The following is a 21,011-nucleotide window of genomic DNA, read 5'->3' as shown; positions in this document are numbered from 1 at the left end:
CCTTTAAAAACTTTCCCATTCTTCCGTATCTTCAGGAGCCGCTGCCTTTACTGCAGGTTTGCTGCTTTTCCCGTTTGATCCGATTGCTGCTGCCGGCTTGCGGGACTGAGCCTTCGGTCTGGCACTAATGGCGGGTAACTCTTCCATAGGGTCTGCTGAGCGATCTTTATCACTCAATTTAAATGTGGCCACACGCTCTGACAGTTGTGCAGCCTGCTGACGCATGCTTTCCGCTGCTGCTGCGGCTTCTTCGACCAGCGCCGCGTTCTGCTGCGTCATTTCATCCATTTGCGTAACGGCTTTACTGATTTCGTTTATGCCGTTGGACTGTTCAGAAGACGCCGCAGCAATTTCTGACATAATGTCGTTAACCCGCTTAATCGAGGTAACCACTTCGCCCATGGTGTCGCCGCTCTGTTTCACCAGCGTGTTGCCGCTGCCAATCTTATCTACAGAGTCTGAAATCAGCTCTTTGATGTCCTTCGCGGCTTCTGCAGAGCGCTGTGCCAGTGTTCTTACTTCAGAGGCGACTACCGCAAATCCGCGTCCCTGTTCACCGGCACGGGCGGCTTCTACGGCGGCATTCAGTGCCAGAATATTGGTCTGGAAGGCGATGCCGTCTATTACGCCGATAATGTCTGAAATTTTCTGGGCCGACTCGTTAATGCTGCCCATGGTTTCAACCACACGCTGAATCATATTGCCGCCGTTTACGGCGATAGATGAAGCCTGTGATGCCAGACTGTTGGCCTGCTCGGCATTCTCTGCATTCAGACGCACAGTACCGGTGAGTTCTTCCATTGAGGACGCCGTTTCTTCCAGACTGGACGCCTGCTGCTCTGTCCGGCTGGATAAGTCTGCATTTCCGCTGGCGATCTCACTGGACGCACTGCTGATCGTTTCAACAGCATGGTTGATGCGTGAAATGGTGACCCGCATATCACGGATAAACTGGTTGATAGACTCGCCCAGCACTTTGAACTCGCCTTCAAACTCGTGCTCAATCTCGCAAGTCAGGTCGCCCTTCGCCAGTTGGGTCATCACTTGTTTGATATCGTAAACTGCAGTGGTGCGGGCGGTGACATCGGTTGCGTATTTCACCACGCGGAAAGGCTTGCCATTCTGGTTCAGAATGGGGTTATAGGAGGCCTGAATCCAGATTTCTTTGTTACCTTTGCCGAAACGTTTGTACTCGCCGGACTGGTAGACACCGTGATTCAATTGATCCCAGAATGAACGGTAATCATTGCTGTTGCGGGTTTCCTGATCCACAAACATACTGTGATGTTTACCTTTAATTTCATCGAGGGTATAGCCAAGCGTGTTCAGGAAATTCTCATTGGCGTGGAGAACCATGCCGTCCATATCGAACTCAATCACAGCCTGAGATTTGCCGATTGCCGCAATCTGACCTTCGAAATAAGCGGTGCGTAACTTCTCTTCTGTGATATTGGTCGCGTATTTCACTACTTTGAAAACATTACCGTCCATATCCAGAATAGGGTTGTAGGAGGCCTGAATCCATATTTCCTCACCGGCTTTATTAATGCGTTTAAACTCACCGGAGAAAAATTTACCTTTCTTCAAGTCGGCCCAGAACTGAGAATATTCCTCGGAGCCCCGGGTTTCTTTGTCTACAAACATCCTGTGATGCTTGTCTTTTATTTCATCCAGGGTGTAACCCACTGTATTCAGGAAGTTATCATTAGCCCAATGGATAATACCGTCCACATTGAACTCAATAACCGCCTGAGATTTACCGATGGCGTTAATTTGCCCTTCAAAGTAAGCATTTTTAAGTTTTTGTTCAGTGATCAACGTGGCGTATTTAACGACTTTGAAAACCTTGCCGTTCATATCGATAATCGGGTTGTAAGATGCCTGAATCCAGATCTCGTTGCCGCCTTTGGCAACCCGTTTATATTCCCCTGATTTAAAGCTGCCACCTCGTAATTCATTCCAGAAATTGCTGTAAGCAGCACTGATTTTTTCTGACGGTTCAACAAACATGCTGTGGTGCTGGCCCTTTATTTCATCCAGGTTGTAGCCGGTGGCGCTTAAGAAATTGTCATTGGCCCACTGAATGTTGCCGGAAGTATCAAATTCAATAACGGCCTGAGCTTTACCGATTGCTTCAATCTGGCCTGAATAATCGGCATTTTTCAGTTTTTCTTTTGTTATATCGATGGTAAACTCGACCACCTTGGTGACTTTGCCGGCAGTGTCGAAAATCGGGTTATACGACGCCTGCACCCAGAACTCTTTGTCATCTTTGCCAAAGCGTTGATATTCCCCGGAGTCAATTTCGCCGCGCCGTAATTTATCCCAGAAGTCTTTATATACCTGATTGTGAACCAGCTCCTGTTTCACGAAAGCGCTTTGATGTTTTCCCAGAGCTTCTGCCCGGCTATAGCCAGTAAGCTTCAGAAAATTCTCATTCACGTCGATGAGTTCACCCTCTGCTGTGTATTCGGCCAGAGCCTGAACCCGGTGAAGGGCCTCCAGCATGCCGCTTTTCAGCAGAAGTTCTGTTTGATCCACCCATTCCACCATGGTGCCCACTGAATGGCCTTCTTCGTCCTTCAGCGGGGTGAGGGTGAGTTTAAAGTTAACCTTACCCACAATGATATTCGAAGACATCGGACGCTTTAGCTCTGCCAGCATGCCTTTTTGATGAGCGGGATTTTTATGGAACTGATCGATGTTCTCGCCAATCAGATTGTCTGCTGAAAAGTGTGGCAATACTTTTTGCAATTCCGCTTCGTTATCCTTTAACAACTTAACGACAGCTTTGTTGGCGTAGACAATATTTCTGTCTGCGTCAGCCATCATGATGCAGCAGGTTGAAGCATCGACAGCCTGCGATTTACGCAGCATCTGAATTTTCTGATCACGCGAGGCTTCGCTGTTGATCCAGTCAAACATACCCATAATTACTCTCCCTCACCGGTCAGTTGCTCTGCTGCAAGACCGATTTCTTCGCTGGAAATTAGTTGTTCAATGTTAACCAGAATGACCATATGGTCATCCACAGTTGCCAGCCCCTTCAGGAACCGGCTGTCGAATATCACCCCGAAATCAGGTGGTGGCCTGACTTCATCTTCCGTAAGGCGTACAACATCCGAGACGCCATCAACGACTATGCCCACAACACGATTGTGAACATGCAACATGATGACGATGGTGAATTCATTGTAGGTCGGATCCGGAATATTGAATTTAATCCGCAAGTCGATGATGGGGACGATGTCACCGCGAAGATTCAGCACGCCTTTGATAAATTTGGGCGCATTGGCGATAGGTGTGACTTTCTCGTAGCCGCGAATTTCTTTTACAGAGGTAATATCGAGGGCATATTGCTCAGAACTTAAAATAAAGCTTAAATATTCCTGAACATCTTTAGATGCGAGATGATCTCTGGCATGGGCATTCATGATACTTTTTCCTCTTCATGAACAGGTTTGCACAAGTCTGCGATGGCATCTGCATCCAGAATCATGGCAACACGGCCATCTCCCATGATGGTGGCACCGGATATGCCGGGTACTTTACGGTAGTGCTGTTCGAGACTCTTGATCACCACCTGTTGCTGACCGAGCAGAGAATCGACCTGAATGGCAAAGCGACGTTTGCTGCTTTCCAGCAGTACAACGATCCCTTTCGTGGGGTTCGTAACAGCATGATCCACATGCATCATCTGGTGAATCGGTACCAGAGGCCAGTACTGCTCTCTTATCCAGAGCAGGTGTTCGTTCTTAATCAGTTTGAGCTGTTCTTTTACCGGTTGCAGCGATTCGATAATATTTACCAGCGGGATGACAAAAATCTGGTCGCCCACGGCAGCACAAATCCCGTCTACAATAGCCAGCGTCAGTGGCAGATGGATATGAAATGATGACCCGAGTCCTTTATGTGAATCGATTTCTATGCGGCCGCCAATAGCTTCGATGTTCCGGCGGACAACGTCCATACCTACACCACGACCGGACACGTCAGTCACTTCCGCTGCCGTGGAAAATCCGGGCTGGAAGATCAGTAACCAGACCTCGCTGTCAGGCATATCCGGTGTTACAGGCAGGCCATTTTCTGTTGCTTTGGCCAGAATGCGCTCACGGCTGAGTCCTGCCCCGTCATCAATAATGCTGATGACAATCGAACTGCCACGCTGTGCAGCCCGTAAAATCACGGTACCATTTTCTGTTTTGCCTGCCGCGACCCGGTCTGCCGGCTTCTCTACACCATGATCGATACTGTTTCGTACCAGGTGAGTCAGAGGGTCGATCAGCTTTTCAATCATGCTTTTATCGATTTCAGTTGCGCCGCCTTCAATAACGAGGTCAACCTTTTTGCCGAGTTTAGAAGACAGATCCCGTACAACACGGGGAAAGCGGTTAAATGTCATATTCACCGGCAGCATACGCATGGACATTGCCGATTCCTGGATCTCGCGGGTATTGCGCTGCAGTTCTGCAATGGCGGTTTGCAGCTTCTGGCCTATGGCTCCGGTGACTTCATCACCAATCATCGACAACATGGACTGAGTAATAACCAGTTCACCCACCAGGTTTACCATCTGATCAATTTTTAGGGTGTCAACACGAATAGAAGACGCTTCTTTGTTATTCGCAGATTTCGCTGCAGCTTTCTTTGCCGCAGGTTTGGCGGCTGCCTTTGCCGCCTCTGCCGATGCGGCTTTTGCGTCTTCTGCAACGGCTTCAACCGGTTTGAAGAAGCCGTAACCTTGCTTTTCTTCCGGTGATGCAGCAAGTTGAGGTTCATCATCAAAGAAGCCAAACCCGTCTATATCGTCATATTTTGCTTCAGCTTTCGCTGCTTCATTTTCTGTGTTGTCTACGGCTTCCGCTGTTTCTGCTGCGGGCTCGTCATCATCATCATCATCAAAAAAGCCGAAGCCATCGATATCATCGTCATCCGCCCCGGCACTTTCTGCAGCGGGGGACGGTGCGTCTGCTGCTTGTCCGTCGGCAGCAGCCAGCGCTTTTTCAAGGGCGGCCACACCGGAGTCTATGTCAGATTGAGGAAGCTCACTGCTGGTACGATATGCATCCAGAATGACCTTGAGTAAGTCTACTGTTTCAAGAAACAAATCAACGGTAGGCACGTCAAGGGAAATGGTTTGCTTACGGGCTTTATCGAGCAAATTTTCCATGACATGGGTGAGACCGGTAAGCGCATCAAAACCGAAAATTCCACTACCGCCTTTGATTGAGTGGGCGGCCCGGAAAATACTGTTGAGCTGCTCAAGATCGGGATCTTCGACATCCAGTTCCATGAGGAGCTGTTCCATGTCATCAAGGTGTTCCTGACTTTCGTCGAAGAAGACCGCGTGGAATTGTTCGATATCGATAGACATAGTGACGCTTCCTGTTACAACTAACCGAGAACCTTACCTACAACCGCAAGTAATTTAGCAGGGTCGAAAGGCTTAACCATCCAGCCTGTGGCCCCGGCAGCTTTCCCTTTTGCCTTCATGTCATCACCCGCCTCCGTGGTGAGCACGATAATGGGCGTACGGGCATAGGCTGACATACCGCGAAGGTTTTTAATCAGCGTCAAACCGTCCATTCTTGGCATATTCTGGTCAGTTAAAACGAAGTCGAAGCGTTTCACTTTGCATTGATCTAACGCATCCTGTCCGTCTACGGCGGTAGTTACAGGGTAACTGGCTGACTTTAGAGTCACTTCTACCATCTGGCGGATTGATGGTGAGTCATCAACAATGAGGATATTCTTACTCATAATACTCCCGACAATTTTTTCACGTGTTACGCCGAATCCGGCGATTCCATGTCATCCCGGCTAACAAGCGAGCCGCGCTGGTGGTTGCTAAAATAATTCAATTTCTCCGGCATCGATGCTGCTGGCAGATACCGGATTATGATCGAGGTTAGAACGATTTTTCATGCTGCTCTGCAGCTCTTCCAGATTCCTCTTAACCGTAGCAATATCATTCGTACCCAGCAGAGGCAGTTGCTCATTAACGATTGTGAGCATTTCCTGGGTATAGGTGAGATTCTGACCGTTAATGTCGCCAAACTGCATGCCACGGATAGCAGAGCCGATAGCACTGTCCAGCTGACCGGAGATCCCTTCAAGTTCATTGGTTGTATTCCCGTCGCTCTCAGCTTTTACGATAATCGCGTCCAGTTCTCCCTGAATGTCCCGTTTCGCTGTAATGATATAACTGGTATCCTGGGCGGCGAGTGTGCGGACATCCTGCGTGAGTTCATCAATTTTCACGCCGATGTTTTCCATCTGTTTCTTGATAACGCCGCTGAACTGAGTGGAGCGGTTCGACAGAGCACGAACTTCATCGGCAACAACAGCAAATCCGCGGCCTGCTTCACCGGCGCGTGCCGCTTCAATAGCCGCATTCAGAGCCAGCAGGTTAGTCTGGGCAGAAATATCATCAATATCGCCAAGGGCTTTAAGCACAGTAGGCATGGTGTCGTAGATACGGTTTACTTTTTCCAGAATGGTGGTGGTGCCTTCTGAAATCTGTTCGGTAGACTCAAGGAATTTATCCAGTGACTTCTCTGTTTCATCAGCAAAGGTACGCATGCGGTTTGAGTACATTTCACCGCTGTCAGAATCTGCCTGAATCAGTCGGGTAATACAGGTGTTTTGTTCGCCTACAAGGCGTTGCAAATTGAGGAAAGCTTCACTTAGTGTGGTTACGGCATCGGTTTGTGTATTGAAAATGTCAGACAGGTTTTTCTCACAGTCACTGAGAATTTTAGCCATATCCTGAGTTACCGACATCATATCGCCGGTGACTTCCTGTTGTTCAAATACAGGCTCTGCGTGTACAGCCTGAGTGTCGGCCTGTGACTCTGTATCTCCTGATTGCATTTTTGCAGCCAGAAAAACGCCGATGGAAGAAACGATTATTGCCGGATAAGCAAGACCCATAGACACTAAAACAAAGCCCACAACAAGGCTCACGCCTGCACCAATCATTGCAATTGGTGGTGTATTTTTTATTCCGCCCATAATTTGATTGTCACTCATCATAATACATTCCGGGATTGTTACTGCCTGCACGTTGTCGGCTTTTTCTGTCTCTTTGGGTCCAGACTGTGTGAAATTTTAGAAACTTACTGACCAAAAGGATTTGCCTGATGCGTTATCAGGCGCACGTTAATTTAAGTTATAGACAAGAATTTCAGTAATGAAAGAAATGCAGAAAAAAAATTCTCAATCGTCAGGAATGTCGTGATTGTCGCAATTGCGAACCGGATTCAGAGGAGGGGATTATCAGAATTGCAGCAGAATGAGAGGCGCCTTACGGCACCACTCATGGACCAAGTTACATTGTATTTAAGGTACAGTTACGCCTTGTACATGGCTTCCAGCGCTTTTGGCATTGCGTCTACGTACATTTTCACATCTTCGATTTTACCGGTACTCACCCGCGACCAGGGCTTGTAAGTCCGGTACTGTCCACGGATCAGTACATTTTCTTTTTCCATGGCGGCACGGAAGGCATTGGCATCGCCATTATCACCCAGATTCACAAAAACAAAGTTAGTCGCTGATGGCAGTGCCGTCAAACCATTCGCTTTAACTGCCGACATAATCATGTCTTTGGCTTCCATCACTTTATCCCGTGAGAAGTCTTTGAAGGCTTCATCTTTAAAGCTCGCAATCGCTGCTGCTAAGCCGGCCTGGTTGATGGAATAGCCGCCGAGACCATATTGATTGATAAAGCTGATATTTTCTTCTGAGCCAAGCATGTAACCCACACGCATGCCGGCCAGGCCATAAATTTTTGAGAACGTTCGCGCCACGATAATATTGTGGCCCTGATTGATCAGCGGGATCATTGAGTGTGCAGGGCCGTCACTGATCAATTCGTTATACGCTTCATCAACCAGCACCAGCGTTTTCTTCGATGCTTTTATACAGAAGTCCTGCAGCTTTTTCGTGTCGAGCACTTTGCCGGTCGGGTTATTCGGGTTACAAATATGGACCATGGCAATGTTGCCATCGATAGCGTTGTACAGTGCATCGAGGTCAATATCCAGATCAGCTGTGTTGGGTACCCGCACAATATCCGGTCCGCCCTGACTGATTGGCGCCTTGGATGTGGTGTCCCAGAAAAGATCCGGACCCAATATTTTTCCCTTTGATGTGGCGGCATAAGCGGCGAAGGCCAGAATCAAACTGGAACCGGCGGTAATTGCCACATTTTCTTTTTTCAGGCCATACTCTTCTGCAATCATGTCAGTTAAGTACATGCCCGCCTGATAAGCATAATAGGCACCGCCGGTGGACGAGGCTTCTGCAATGGCTTTAAGAGCAGCAGGGCTCGGACCATAGGGGTTTTCATTCGCATTCAGCTTGGCGATGCCGGCCTGAGGGCCGTACATTACGTGAGGCGCCGCCACTGAAGAACCTGCTGCCAGCGCAGCAGGAGTAATAATACCGGTTGCGCCGGCTGCTGTAGCAGCCAGGCTGCCGCCTAAGAATAAACGTCGTGCAGGGTTGTAAGTCATAAATAAGTTCCTTTGAAAGTGAAAAGACTAAAGGGCTTTATAAAACATGCCGAGTGACACGATGATTAAGTAAATGCCAAACAGTCTTTTGAGCATTTTTTCACTGAAGTTATGCGCCATGTTGGCACCAATAGGGGCCGTCATAATCGAACCGATACTGATAGCAATAAGGGCGGGAATATTGACATATCCCACGGTACCCACCGGCAGGGCGGCAGTTTCAGAGTGGCGCATGAACAAAAAGCCCAGCGCGCCTGGCAGGCCGATGAGAAAGCCGACACCGGCAGCAGTGGCAACTGCCTGCTGAATTGTGCGGCGGCACATGACCATGGTGATAACGGTGGGCGTTCCTCCGCCAATACCCAGTAAGGCAGAAAAACCACCCAGCACAAATGCGAGGGTGGCTTTACCGATACCTTTGGGCATAGAGAAATACATTCCCGGACGCACGACAAAATCGGGGAACAGGAAGTAAATTGAGTAAAGCAGTACACCGGCTGCAAAGACAATTTTAAGTCCGCCTGCACTGGTGTTATCTGCAATGAGTAATCCGCCGATGACGCCAAGGACTATCCATACTGACCAGGATTTCAGTACGGCAAAGTCCACAGCACCTTTCGCTTTGTGGGCAATCACAGAACGCAGGCTGGAAACAACAATAGAGGCTAAAGACGTGCCGATAGCCACTTTCACGATTTCATCAGAATCGGGAACAAAGAAGGGAAAGACAATAGACAGGGCAGGCACGACAACAAAGCCGCCACCGTTGCCAAACAGGCCTGACGTTATGCCTGCAATGGCACCTGCAGCACATAACGTAACAACAAACCAGACCAACTCGATTTCCATAACTACAAAACTCCGCTAAACATTAATTAAAGAGGGTATGTCCTCAGGGGGTATCTCAGCTGTAAGCAGCGAAAGTGAACTCCCCCGGCTCTTTCACAGCAAAGCCGACACGAGGTCGACTTGCCGTAAAACAGCTACCCGCCAGTACAGGTCAGAATGTGTATTCCAACTTGGTGTAGTAATAACCACCCTGCCAGTCGACGATAGAATCTGAACGGTACAGACGGCCATTCGATGCTTCGATTTCGTCATACTGTGGATAGGTATCAAACAGGTTACGAACACCCACCGTGATGCGCAGACTTTCTGTTGCAAGGTAAGAACCTTCCAGGTCAAACAGCATTTCACTGTCGAAGTCCTGAATAGTCAGTACTTCAGTGTTGGTGTTGTAATCAGAGTTTGAGTTTTCGCCATAATAATTAAGGCGGGCGACAACTTGCCACGCGTCATAGTTATGTCTTGCTGACAAAATCGCGCGGGAATTCGGCGTATTGTTCAGGAAGTCATAAATATTTTCAGGGTTAAACACCTCGCTCGGGTCAGAATCAAACTCTACATCGTTGTAGTTGTATGAGGCTGAGAACGTGGTATCACCGTATTGCGAAGACAGGCGGTAAGTTGCTACCAGGTCAACCCCCTGAGTGGTGGTGTCAAACGCATTCTGGAAGTAACGTACGCCACCGATGGATTCAGCGCCTGAAACACCGGCTGCCACCAGGGCCAGATAGTTGTCATACTCGTCTCCGGCAGTAGGATCTGTAGAAACTTCCAGCGTTGAAATGGCGTTGAAGCGGTCTTCAATTTCGATGTGATAGAAGTCAGCAGTGAAAGTGAAGTCACCGTAATCCGCAGTTAAACCAAACGTAATGTTAGTGGAGGTTTCAGGATCCAGTGTGCTGGCACCCAGGGCCTGGGCAACATCACTGCTGGCAGGGAATAAACCTACCGCAACAGGCTCAGAGTTGATAAACGTCGTCGCAACGTTTGTTGTACCCTGCTGGCCAGGTGTCGGAGCACGGAAGCCGGTACCGTAAGAGGCACGCAGAGCAATTTCATCCGTTGCCTGATAAATACCGGCTACTTTGTAAACTAACTCAGAACCAAAGTCTGAATAGTCTTCGTAACGCAGCGCTGCCTGAGCAAAAATACTGTCGGTGATATCACCGGAAATATCTACATAAGCCGCATATGAATCTCGGTTGTATTCACCGGAGAACTCAGGGGAGTAACCCGGGAAACCGTTTGAGCCTACAGCCATTACGGTATACACAGGGTCAGAGCTGTCTGCACAGTCCAGGTCTGCAATAGCAGAGCCTGCTTCAGTGGCTGTGCCGTCATCGTTACAGAATCCCCATGGATCTGCCTGAGAATAAGCGCCGGCAGTATATGATGCTTCTTCTCCTTCCTGAATCTCGTAAGATTCATCCAGGTAGCTCAGACCGAATGCAAAGGCATAACCGTCAAAGTCATACACAAAATCAGCTTGTAACTGCATTTCTTCGTTTACCAGATCGCCCGGTTCAAATGAAGTTTGTGATTCGTTGCCTAATGACGGGTTGAATGTATTCCAGATAGAGTAAGAAATTTCGTTTGAACCGTAACGGGCAGAAAAATCATAGCTCAGATCGCCTGAAGCACCTTTCACACCGCCAGCCAGTGAATAATCGGTAATGTCACCGGCGAAGCGGGGAGTAAAGCCGCCGGGGAAGAACTCAAGTGCATTCCAGGTTTCACCTGAAGGCAGGCGAATATCCGCATTTACACTGTTGGTTGGGTTACGGTAGTTGAACGCACCGTCACCGGAGCTTTCTGAGTAGTTACCGAACGCATAGAGTTCAGCTGCTTCAGAAAAAACATAGCCGGCATTGAAGAAGACCTTTGCTGATTCATAATTTGGCTGGCCCCAGGGCTGTACGACGTTCGCGCCCTGCGATTCCTGCCCCATGGCTTCTGCGGCTGCAAGGAAGTCATCTGTCAGATAAGCGTTATAAGATGCGTTGGGATCGTAGTTCGGGTTGGATTTATCCAGACAGAATGACGATACACAATATTGCTCGCCACGGCTGGTGGCTTCGTTATCGGTGTACTCCGCAGAAATACTCAGGAAACCATCATCTCCAAGGGCAAAGCCTTTGTTTCCTGTCAGCGTGAGCTGGTCGCCGTCACCTTCATAGTACTGGCCCCATTCTGCAGAAAAACTGCCGCCTTCGGCGTTATTTTTCAGATTGAAGTTCATTACCCCTGCAATCGCATCTGAACCGTACTGTGCAGCAGCACCGTCGCGGAGTACTTCAACCGAGCCGATTGCGGCAGTAGGAATTGTTGCAAGGTCTGGTCCCTGGGTACCTGAACCGCTTGTTTGCACCAGAGCTGCACGATGTCGGCGCTTAGAATTAACCAGTACCAGCGTCTTATCCGTTGGCAGTCCGCGAAGAGAAGCCGGACGGATAAACGTACCACCATCTGAAATAGGTTCACGTGAAACGGTATAAGAAGGGACAAGGGTGCGGACAACATCGTTCATATCGGTAAAAGAAACCGCTTCCAGATCTTCCTCATTGAATACATCAACGGGAACAGGAGAGCTGGTTACTGAACGGGGGGCACCACGGGCACCGACAACAGCTATACGTTCCAGAGACGGATCGGATTCAGCATCGGGGGTATCAGTTTCTTGTGCGTAAACAGAAGGAGAAAGAGCGAAAGCCAGAGTCACGCCGGTTAATCCGGCATAGATTGACGCACTGAGTCTTTTTATTTTCATTAATGTGTGTTCCCAAAATTTGCCTGATTGCTTTTTTTCTTTGGATACAGGCCAGGGAGAAATCTCGACACTGCACCCAACAATAATTCACAGCCGCCCCCCTGGCGGTCAGAATATTTGATACAACGTTGTATCGGTGGCGTGCTGTGTGTAATCGAGACTAAGAAAACAGACCTGTATCGCGGAAGAAAAAAGAATATGTAGGGCTATAGGAAAAATATGGAGGGGGTAATAAAAAGTATAAAAATCATGTGGTAATGCCAAAATCAGGCAGAATTTTTTTTTAATTTCAGCGTCTTGTAAACGAATTTTTAACAACTGATCGCTGGCCAGTATTTATACGCCTTATCTTAATTTATTGAAAATAAAGTGTTTTTTAAGTTTTATGTAGCCGTCACAATAAATTAATAATTTCCGGAAAGAAGTTTTAAGTCATTGTTTATTATTGGTTTGTTTTGAAACGGCTCATTTTTATTATTTAGTTTTTCTTATGGCATTGTTAAGGTTGGTTACAAGGGGATAACCAAAGCCAAAATTAGCACCCGGCGATCGCCCCAAATAAGGCTATGGGGTTACCTGTCAGGAACACGCTCTGTATATATGAAGTTAGTTGCCGGTTGAAATACCGTCAAATTATTCTTCTTTCTGAGAGTAAAGACACATCAAAGGCATCAGAGTTGGGAGTAACAGAAGGGGAGACTGCCTTCGCCGGCGGAGAATTTAACTGCACGGACGCGGATATAAGCGCAGGCACAAACCGTGTGCTTGCAGGAAAAAGAAAGGCCGGCAAGAAAGCCGGCCCTGATTGCTGTTTAAAGAGGTAGTGTGTTCTTAGAAGGTATAGTTTAACTTGGTGTAGTAATAGCCACCCTGCCAGTCAACAATAGAGTCTGAGCGGTAAATACGACCACAGCAGGTTTCACCCATTTCGTCAGTACCAGCGTCCGGATACTCGTCAAAGAGGTTGCGGGCACCGGCACTGAGAGACAGACTTTCACTGATGTGATAAGTCAGCTCAAGGTCGAACAGGATTTCTGTACCAAAGGTTTGAATCACATCCAGAGAACTGCTCGCGGCATTTTCATATTCGCCGTAGTAGTTCATACGGGCAACAATCATCCAGTCTTCAATGCTGTGTTTAACTGAGGCAGTACCACGGAAATCCGGCGTACCGTTTTCCAGGTCAAACTCATCTTCTTCGTTGTAGAAGTTTTCAGGATCGTTATCCAGTGTGGTTTTGTTGTAGTTAAATGATGCAGTGAAGGTGGTGTCACCCATATCTGACTGCATATTATATGTTGCTACTACATCTACACCTTCGGTTGTGGTGTCGAAAGCGTTCTGGAAGTAGAACACACCACCGATTGATTCCGCACCGGAAACACCGGCATTCGCCAGGCTCAGGTAACGCTGATAATCTTCCGGGTCTTCTGCATCAGGATCAGAACTGACATCCAGCGTTGAGATGGCATTCAGACGATCTTCAAGCTCGATATTGTAGTAATCCACAGTAAGGGTGAAGTCGCCGTAATCCGCCGTCATACCAAAGGTAATGTTGGTGGATTTTTCCGGCGCCAGGGCATTTGCTCCCAACGCCTGAGCAACTGCGCTGCTGGCAGGGAACAGACCGGTAGCAACCGGGAAGCCGTTAGGCAACCGGGTGGATACGTTTGTTGTACCTTGCTGTCCCGGAGTCGGAGCACGGAAACCTGTACCGTATGAAGAGCGAAGTGCGATTTCATCGGTAAGCTGGTAAATACCGGCCACTTTATAAACGAGTTCAGAACCGAAGTCAGAGTAGTCTTCGTAACGTAATGCTGCCTGAGCAAACAGTTTGTCTGTTACGTCACCGGAAATGTCGGTATAAACAGCGTAAGAGTCACGGTTATATTCACCGGAGAATTCGGGAGAGTATCCCGGGAAGCCGTTGGAACCTACGCCTACTACTGTATAAACCGGGTCTGAGTCGTCTGCACAGTCCAGATCTGCAATGGCTGAGCCTGCCGCTGTCGCTGTGCCGTCATCGTTACAGAAACCCCATGGATCTGCTGAAGCATATGGACCTGCGTTATAGGAGTCTTCTTCACCGCCGGAGATATCATAAGACTCGTCCATGTAGCTCAGACCGAAAGCGAAAATATATTCGTCCAGATCATAGGTGAAATCAGCCTGAAGTTGCTTCTCTTCGTTGGTCAGTGAGCCTGGCTTGAATGAAGTCGGGGACTCGTTACCCATCGACGGATTGATGGTGTTGCTCAGGGTGTAATCAATTTCACTGGAACCAAAGCGGCCACTGATGTCATACGTCCACTTACCACTCATCCCTTTCACACCGGCAGCCAGTGAGTAGTCGGTAACTTCACCTGCGAAGCGCGGCGTAAAACCACCGGGGAAGAATTCCAGCGGGCTCCAGACTGAACCATCCTGCAGACGGATGTCCTCAATGGTGCCGTTGCCCGGATAACGATAGAAGAAGGAACCATCGCCCTCGGTCTCTGAATAGTTACCGAATGCGTATAATTCTACTTCGTCAGAAATCGTATAACCTGAGTTAAAAAATACACGGGTGCCTTTAGAGTTTGGCTGGCCCCAGGGTTGTACTTCATCTGAACCGTGAACGGCATTAGCACTTGCAATCGCAGCAGCGATATATTCTTCGGACTGGTCGGTCACACAGAACCAGCTTTCACAGTACTGTTCGCCACGATAGGTCGCTTCTGAGTCAGTAATTTCAGCAGAAATACTTAAGAATCCGTCTTCACCTAACGCAAAACCTTTGTTACCGCTGATCACCATCTGATCGCCGTCGCCTTCATAATACTGGCCCAGTTCGGCTGACAGTGAACCTCCTTCACTGTTATTTTTTAACTGAAAGTTAATGACCCCGGCGATGGCGTCCGAGCCATACTGCGCGGCCGCACCGTCGCGCAGTACCTCAACGGAACCGATAGCCGCAGTCGGGATGGTTGCCAAATCAGGCCCTTGTGTACCTGAGCCACCAATTTGCACCAGCGGAGAGCGGTGACGGCGTTTGGAGTTAACTAAAACCAGTGTTTTGTCGGTGGGCAGACCACGCATTTGTGCAGGGCGCACAAACGTACCGCCATCAGAAATTGGCTGGCGTGACAGTGTGTAAGACGGCACCAGGGTCATCATTACATCGTTCATATCTGAGAATGCTACACCTTCCATGTCTTCAGCTGTCAATACATCAACTGGCACGGGAGAGCTTGTCACAGAACGCGGCGCACCCCGCGCACCAACAACAGCAATCCGTTCCAGGGAAGGATCCGATTCGGCATCAGGAGTATCAGTTTCCTGAGCATATACAGAAGGAGTCAGCGCTAATGCCATGGTCATGCCGGTTAATCCGGCATAAATAGACGCACTTAATTTTTTTATTTTCATGAGTGTGTGTTCCCGGTTTGTTGCCTGATTGCTCTTTTTGCGGGCGCAGCTCATGGAGGATCCGGTGACCGCGCCCAACTATGGCTCACAGCGGCACCAATAAGATGCACAAGCTTTGAACAGCGATGCTGCGTAGCTGTAAACTGTGTTCATAAAGACTAAAAAATGAGAGCGGTGTCGCGGAAGAAAAAAGAATATGGAAGGGTATAAAAAATATATTGAGGGCAATCGGGGAGCGCCGGAAATCGCGGGCCGGGCAGAGATAGCAGACCAGAAATGTTTTTTTTCATCCAAAGGATGCTTACCTTCCGTTAACAATTGATATCTGTAAATGTTCGCTGCAATGGCATATAAGTTGCTGTTCTGGAATATAAAAAAGAATACCGTTCAGGTATTAACAAGAAATTAAAACGACAAGGCGCGTGCGGGCACCGGCAGAAAAACTTTGATGGAGGCGTCAGGAGACTTGCCATGAATTCAAAACAGTTACAGTACTTCCTCACCACGTTGAGAAAAGGAAGTATTGCCGCAGCCGCAAGAGAGTTAGACATTGCACAACCGGCAATCAGCCAGCAACTGGCCAATCTTGAAAGAGAAATGGGCACACCGCTGTTTCAAAGGAGTTTCAAAGGGGTTTCTTTAACCGAAGCCGGAGAGGTTTTTGCGAAGCATGCAAGACGGCTGATTGACGACATCAATGCGGCTAAAGCCGATTTACAGCACCTCATTGCAGAACAATCAGGTACTGTGAAAGTTGGCATGTTGCCGTCTATCGGTAACGTGCTGTCCATGTCGTTATTGTCGGAAGTAAAAAAATCGGCCAGCAAGCTGAAACTGGATATCAGCACCGGCCCGTCGTATTCAGTCCGGGGCTGGCTGGAGACCAATCAGATTGATATCGCCATTACTTATGAGCAGGATGTTGATGCTGTTTCAATGGTTTGCGAGCCGCTGATCGAGGAGTACATGTATCTGGTGCTCGGCGTGAACGACCAGTCAGAGCTGTATCAGAAATACCAGGATCGCAACACTATCAAATTCTGGGAACTCAGCCAGTTTGAGTTACTTACGCCCGGAAGCCGGGATGCGCTGGGTATGCTCATCGCCCATTACGAAAAAGTGACCGGCGTTGCGTTGAGGCACAATACAGCGTATTCGGGCCAGCTGATGACAGGGCTCAGGCAATTGCTGCAGGGCGAGGGGGCGATGATTTTACCTTCATCAGCCATTTTCCATCTTGAAGAAAGTGGCCTGGTAAAAGCCCTGAAAATAGAACAGCCGGAAATGCGCCGACAGGTATTAATGGCCACCAACCGCAGCGGGTCACTCACGGATGCAAGCATAAAAATGCGGGATATTATCCGCAGGGTGACTGCCTGTGAGCAGGAGTTAAATCACTGGCGTGGCGATCTAAAGTATCGTCAGCCAAGCATCGCCTGTGCCTGAAACGGTTCCGGTAAATCACTGACGTCCTGTTCGGGGAGGCGGATGTCTACCTGAACGGGCAGATGGTCAGAGAGAATTTTCGTGCGGGCATTTTTCAGACGGCGGATCCGGCGTAATTTAATGTCAGGCGACGTCCAGATCCGGTCCAGAGAAAATAACGGAAACTGACTGGGGAACGTGGCTCCGGCTTTGTGCTGGTTTAGCACGCTGTCCAGAGCACGGAATGCGCGGGTAAAAAACTGCCATTCATTGAAATCTCCGCCGAGCACAATAGGCGTCTTATTCTCTTTCATTCTGCCGGCAATGTATTCATGAAGCTTTGCGAATTGTGAACGGCGTTCACTTTTCTTCAATCCCTTGTGAGTATTGATTACTGTCAGTGGTCCTGACGGCGTGAGTAAATCTACAGCCTGAATATTTCTCGGCTGAAAACCATCCTGACTCACATCAAGGGTTTCATTTTTCAGCACGGGAAAGCGGGTCAGTACTGCATTCCCATACCAGCCCCCGCCGGCTTCTGTAATAGCCGGTGAAGGTACCAGTTGAAACACCTGACTGGCGCAAATATCTCTGATGTCCGTTTCAATATCTCTGTGTTCAGGCCGCGTATCCATTTCCTGCAACAACACAATATCTGCACCCAGTTCGGCAAGATAACTGCCAATGCGGCGATAATCATGCTTGTTGTCGCGACCAATACCGCTATGGATATTATAACTGACTATGCGACACATTCTTCACCCTTTGTTTTTTCTACCTGTTTGCTTTCCTGATAACGCTTGGCAATTTTCTGTGAGCCCCAAATCATCAGGCCCCACAACACGATGCCGCCTACCAGATAGGAAATCGTCTCCGGTGACGGATTGCGGAAAATCTGAGTAATAGAATCGCCTACCAGACCTTTCGCTATCATCGGCGGGAACATGCCGAGGAATGTTCCGATCAAAAATTGCATCAGACCAATTGATGAAATGCCGGCAACCAGATTAACCAGACTGAATGGTGCGATGGGCAACATCCGGATAGCGGCGACACCAACTATACCACTGGTTTTCAGCTTCTCATCAACAGCAGCAACTTTCGGCCCGCCAACTTTACGCAGTCCCGCGTTACCGGCCAGCTTACCTACACCGAACATGCTCGCGGAACTCAGCAGGGCGCCCATGATGCCGTACAATGGTCCCCAAACCGGTCCGAAGATGGCAGAGACCGCCAGTGACATTACGGTGACCGGAAAGAAGAAGAAGCCGCCCACAACATAGACAAGTAAAACCGTCGGAAGTGCGAAATAGGTGCCCCGGCTTTCCTCCAGGAAGGCATTGATATTATCTGTCGATAACCACGGAATAAAGTGACTGGCGAGCAGCAGCGTGGCCGCCAGGGCTGCAATCACAAGAACGCCGATACCAACCATGATCGTGCGGCGGCGGGGATTGCGTACCGGTGTTGCTTCACCGTTTAAACCCGGAATTGGCGGGATCAGCGGCTCTTCCGGATCGGATAAGGATGAAAAGAAATTTTTACCTGATTCCTGACTGGTAAATATTTCGTCACGCACCTGAGTAAGCACATAGCCATGAGCCAGCTGGCCTTCCATTAGTGCCCGTGCCGGATTAGGTTCCTGCATGATTGCGGTAACCTGTTCAACGGTGCGGCCGGTGTGCTCTGCCAGTAAATCGTCACGGATACGGGCTATCTGGCGGCGGTTGGCATCATTATTACCAAACAGAACAAGGTCGATTTCAGTATCAAGGCTCATTGAACGGTTACTGATATTCGACGAACCGATAACGGCGTAGCGGTCATCGATGGTCATCACTTTAGAATGGATACGTTTAGTCGCATGTTGTCCGTGCTCGTCGGTAATGGACGAATACGACATAATGATGCGTTCAGGCTCGATATCTTTTTCAAGAATTTTCTTAAATTCAATACGACCTGCCCAGAATGCCTCACACTCAAATTTACCTTTAGGTTCATAGGAGCTGACAATAATGACATGCAATTCAGGCTTTTCTTTCAGACGGCGGTTCAGCGCTTCTGCGATTTCCTGACGGGAAGTGAATTGGTTTTCAATATAGATTACCCGTTCTGCTTCACTGATGAGGTCAAGCAGCATGTGACGGACTTCCTGTACAGGCTCAACCTCGTCCATGAACGGAATAGTGCGGGCAAGGGCGCAATCGACCTTCTCAAACCAGGGCTCAAAGCCGTCCGGCCATGAAGCGGGCACAGGACTGTCCAAGTCTGTTTCCGCTTCTTCACGGATGGCGATAGGCTTTTCTTCGGCTACGCGCAACCAGCGCCAGCGCACCAGTTCGGCGAACCTTTCTACCACAGGGCCGGCAGAGACAATCTGGACGTCATGTAGTGGCGTGTAAGGTCCGTCAGGTCCGTTGCGTTCATCACTTTCAATGGGGTGGTCACGGGTATCCCAGCGGTTGGTTGAAATATCCATACCGCCCGAAAACACCAGTTCATCGTCAATAACAATAATCTTCTGATGCTGACTGCCCCCCATGGGAATCGTGTCATCGAGTTCCGTGAGTACGTTGTCAGGTGTTTTCTCATCCCATACTTCTTTCGCCCACATTTCCCGTTGAGCGAAAAAGGCCAGAGAAGAATCCCAGCGCAGCAGGTAAATTTTCATGTCAGGGTTTTGCTCGGCCTTCCACGCCAGCAAATCACTGACCACTGAGGGGGCTTCGGAGTTCGCCTCGTCCTCACCGCGCAACAGCCTGATCCGGCTGTCGATATCCCATCCGACGATAAATATACTGTGCTTCGCTTTAAGGATCGCCGAATGCAAAGCTTTGTAGTAATTACCGCAATCAATAAGTGGAGTGGCGAAGCTGGCCTGACTGGTTGCCCAGCAATTTTCTCCCTGCTTGAAAATAGATTGTTCTGCTGACATCGTTCCTCCTCATGCCAACCCGGAATGAGCATATTAAGTGACAAATGCAATATGAAATGCAGAAACTATTCCATACGACCTGATGTCCGTCTGACAAGGTTATCTTGCTGTTTTAACTTAGAAAGTTTGTCAGGTGTTAAGGTGAGGGTGTGAACCTGCTTCCTGCCTTCAGGTAAGTTTGTCCGCCGGTTTGTAGAATTTTCCTGAAGTCAGTACTCAGAGGTAACCGGCAGGTTGTCAGAATCAAAAAAGCCTCCGGAATACCAGAGGCTTTGAGAGACCTTTACAAATCAGAAGCGGTATTCAACACCCACACTGGCTTGTTTCAGATCGGTATTAAAGTCCACATCGCCGGGATCGTCTGCCAGGTCATTGGCATCGAGGTCTGCATCGTAAACTGTGTATTCTGCATTCACGAGGAAGTTCTCAGTGATATTGTACGCAACGCCGGCACCGATGAATAAACTCTCGTCGTCGTAGCTACCGGATACACCATTCACTGAATAATCAGTATCCCACCATAGTTGTCCGGCTTTGGCATAAACAGAGAACTGATTAGTAATTGGTAAGATACCTTTTACACCCGCTGTCCAGCCATCAGTATCGGCCCGTGACAGGTTATTGCCGTAATCACCGAAGTCGATAACCGATCCCTCTACGGCCAGATAGCGGTTAAAACGATAACCGACCAGACCCTGAATGACGTCATTATCATCATCAAAATCGTCCTGCCCGTCTACTTTCAGATAACCGTAGTTACCACCTACGTAAAAACCCGGTTGGTCCTGCCATGGCGTGTCCAGAGACTGTGCGGAAGCACTGAAAGCTGTTAAAGAAGTGAGCGCTGCAATACCCGCGAATGCTGTGATTGATTTTTTCATCAGAAAATTCCTCTTACTTTGTTTAGCGTATGGGCCGCACCTGTAAACCGGTAAAAGAGCCGGTAGGGTGAGAACACCTGAAGAGGGTGCCGCCCGCTGATTAGTCTGTTTCAAAGAGCATGCCATACAGGTTTGTATGTAAACTGAACAATAAACGGGGTGGAGAGGTGTAATCCGGTGAAATATTGGCCGTTTCAACGGGGGCCCATGAAACCTGTTCAAAACTCTTT

13 protein-coding genes are annotated in these 21,011 nt (G+C 48.8%); 1 reads left to right on the top strand and 12 read right to left on the bottom strand.

The annotated features are described in order from the left end of the window. Positions 1-3: 3 nt before the first annotated feature. The 9 genes from J3369_RS17130 to J3369_RS17090 form a co-directional block, all read right to left on the bottom strand. Positions 4-2,931 carry a methyl-accepting chemotaxis protein gene (locus J3369_RS17130; protein ID WP_349589152.1) on the bottom strand — a complete coding sequence of 976 codons (2,928 nt, stop codon included), beginning with the start codon at positions 2,929-2,931 and terminating at the stop codon, positions 4-6. Between the two features lie 2 nt (positions 2,932-2,933). Beyond that, positions 2,934-3,434 carry a chemotaxis protein CheW gene (locus J3369_RS17125; RefSeq protein ID WP_349589149.1) on the bottom strand — a complete coding sequence of 167 codons (501 nt, stop codon included), beginning with the start codon at positions 3,432-3,434 and terminating at the stop codon, positions 2,934-2,936. Continuing rightward, positions 3,431-5,374 carry a chemotaxis protein CheA gene (locus J3369_RS17120; protein WP_349589146.1) on the bottom strand — a complete coding sequence of 648 codons (1,944 nt, stop codon included), beginning with the start codon at positions 5,372-5,374 and terminating at the stop codon, positions 3,431-3,433. Before J3369_RS17120 ends, J3369_RS17125 begins: the two co-directional genes overlap by 4 nt. Positions 5,375-5,394: 20 nt before the next feature. Then, positions 5,395-5,760: a response regulator gene (locus J3369_RS17115; RefSeq protein WP_119502485.1), complete on the bottom strand. Its 366-nt coding sequence runs from the start codon at positions 5,758-5,760 to the stop codon at positions 5,395-5,397. Between the two features lie 87 nt (positions 5,761-5,847). Continuing rightward, positions 5,848-7,035 carry a methyl-accepting chemotaxis protein gene (locus tag J3369_RS17110; protein WP_349589143.1) on the bottom strand — a complete coding sequence of 396 codons (1,188 nt, stop codon included), beginning with the start codon at positions 7,033-7,035 and terminating at the stop codon, positions 5,848-5,850. A gap of 317 nt (positions 7,036-7,352) precedes the next feature. Then, a complete protein-coding gene (locus tag J3369_RS17105; RefSeq protein ID WP_349589141.1) occupies positions 7,353-8,519 on the bottom strand; it encodes a pyridoxal phosphate-dependent aminotransferase in 1,167 nt (388 codons plus the stop codon). A 27-nt stretch (positions 8,520-8,546) separates the two neighbouring features. Further along, on the bottom strand, positions 8,547-9,368 hold the full coding sequence (locus tag J3369_RS17100) for a sulfite exporter TauE/SafE family protein (protein ID WP_119502482.1): 822 nt from the start codon (positions 9,366-9,368) through the stop codon (positions 8,547-8,549). Positions 9,369-9,519: 151 nt separating this feature from the next. Next, a complete protein-coding gene (locus J3369_RS17095) occupies positions 9,520-12,132 on the bottom strand; it encodes a TonB-dependent receptor plug domain-containing protein (RefSeq protein WP_349589139.1) in 2,613 nt (870 codons plus the stop codon). An 831-nt stretch (positions 12,133-12,963) separates the two neighbouring features. After that, complete coding sequence (locus J3369_RS17090) at positions 12,964-15,540, bottom strand: TonB-dependent receptor plug domain-containing protein (protein ID WP_349589136.1); 2,577 nt, start codon at positions 15,538-15,540, stop codon at positions 12,964-12,966. Positions 15,541-16,011: 471 nt separating this feature from the next. Between J3369_RS17090 and J3369_RS17085 the strand changes: the two genes are divergently transcribed. Further along, positions 16,012-16,986, top strand: coding sequence for a LysR family transcriptional regulator (locus tag J3369_RS17085; RefSeq protein ID WP_349589133.1), 975 nt, complete (start codon positions 16,012-16,014; stop codon positions 16,984-16,986). Here J3369_RS17085 and J3369_RS17080 read toward each other — a convergent pair. From J3369_RS17080 to J3369_RS17070, 3 genes are all read right to left on the bottom strand, one after another. Continuing rightward, positions 16,962-17,720 (bottom strand): endonuclease/exonuclease/phosphatase family protein, encoded by a 759-nt coding sequence (locus J3369_RS17080; protein ID WP_119502479.1) that lies wholly within the window; start codon positions 17,718-17,720, stop codon positions 16,962-16,964. The genes J3369_RS17085 and J3369_RS17080 overlap by 25 nt on opposite strands. Further along, complete coding sequence (locus J3369_RS17075) at positions 17,708-19,900, bottom strand: VTT domain-containing protein (RefSeq protein ID WP_349589131.1); 2,193 nt, start codon at positions 19,898-19,900, stop codon at positions 17,708-17,710. Before J3369_RS17075 ends, J3369_RS17080 begins: the two co-directional genes overlap by 13 nt. Positions 19,901-20,190: 290 nt before the next feature. Continuing rightward, positions 20,191-20,781, bottom strand: a complete 591-nt coding sequence (locus J3369_RS17070) for a porin family protein (protein ID WP_303572619.1) — start codon at positions 20,779-20,781, stop codon at positions 20,191-20,193. Positions 20,782-21,011: the final 230 nt, after the last annotated feature.

It is taken from the genome of Alteromonas sp. NFXS44, assembly GCF_040148705.1.
Classification (GTDB): domain Bacteria; phylum Pseudomonadota; class Gammaproteobacteria; order Enterobacterales; family Alteromonadaceae; genus Alteromonas.
Note: the sequence above shows the minus strand (reverse complement) of the source record. Positions and strands in the feature narration are given on the sequence as shown.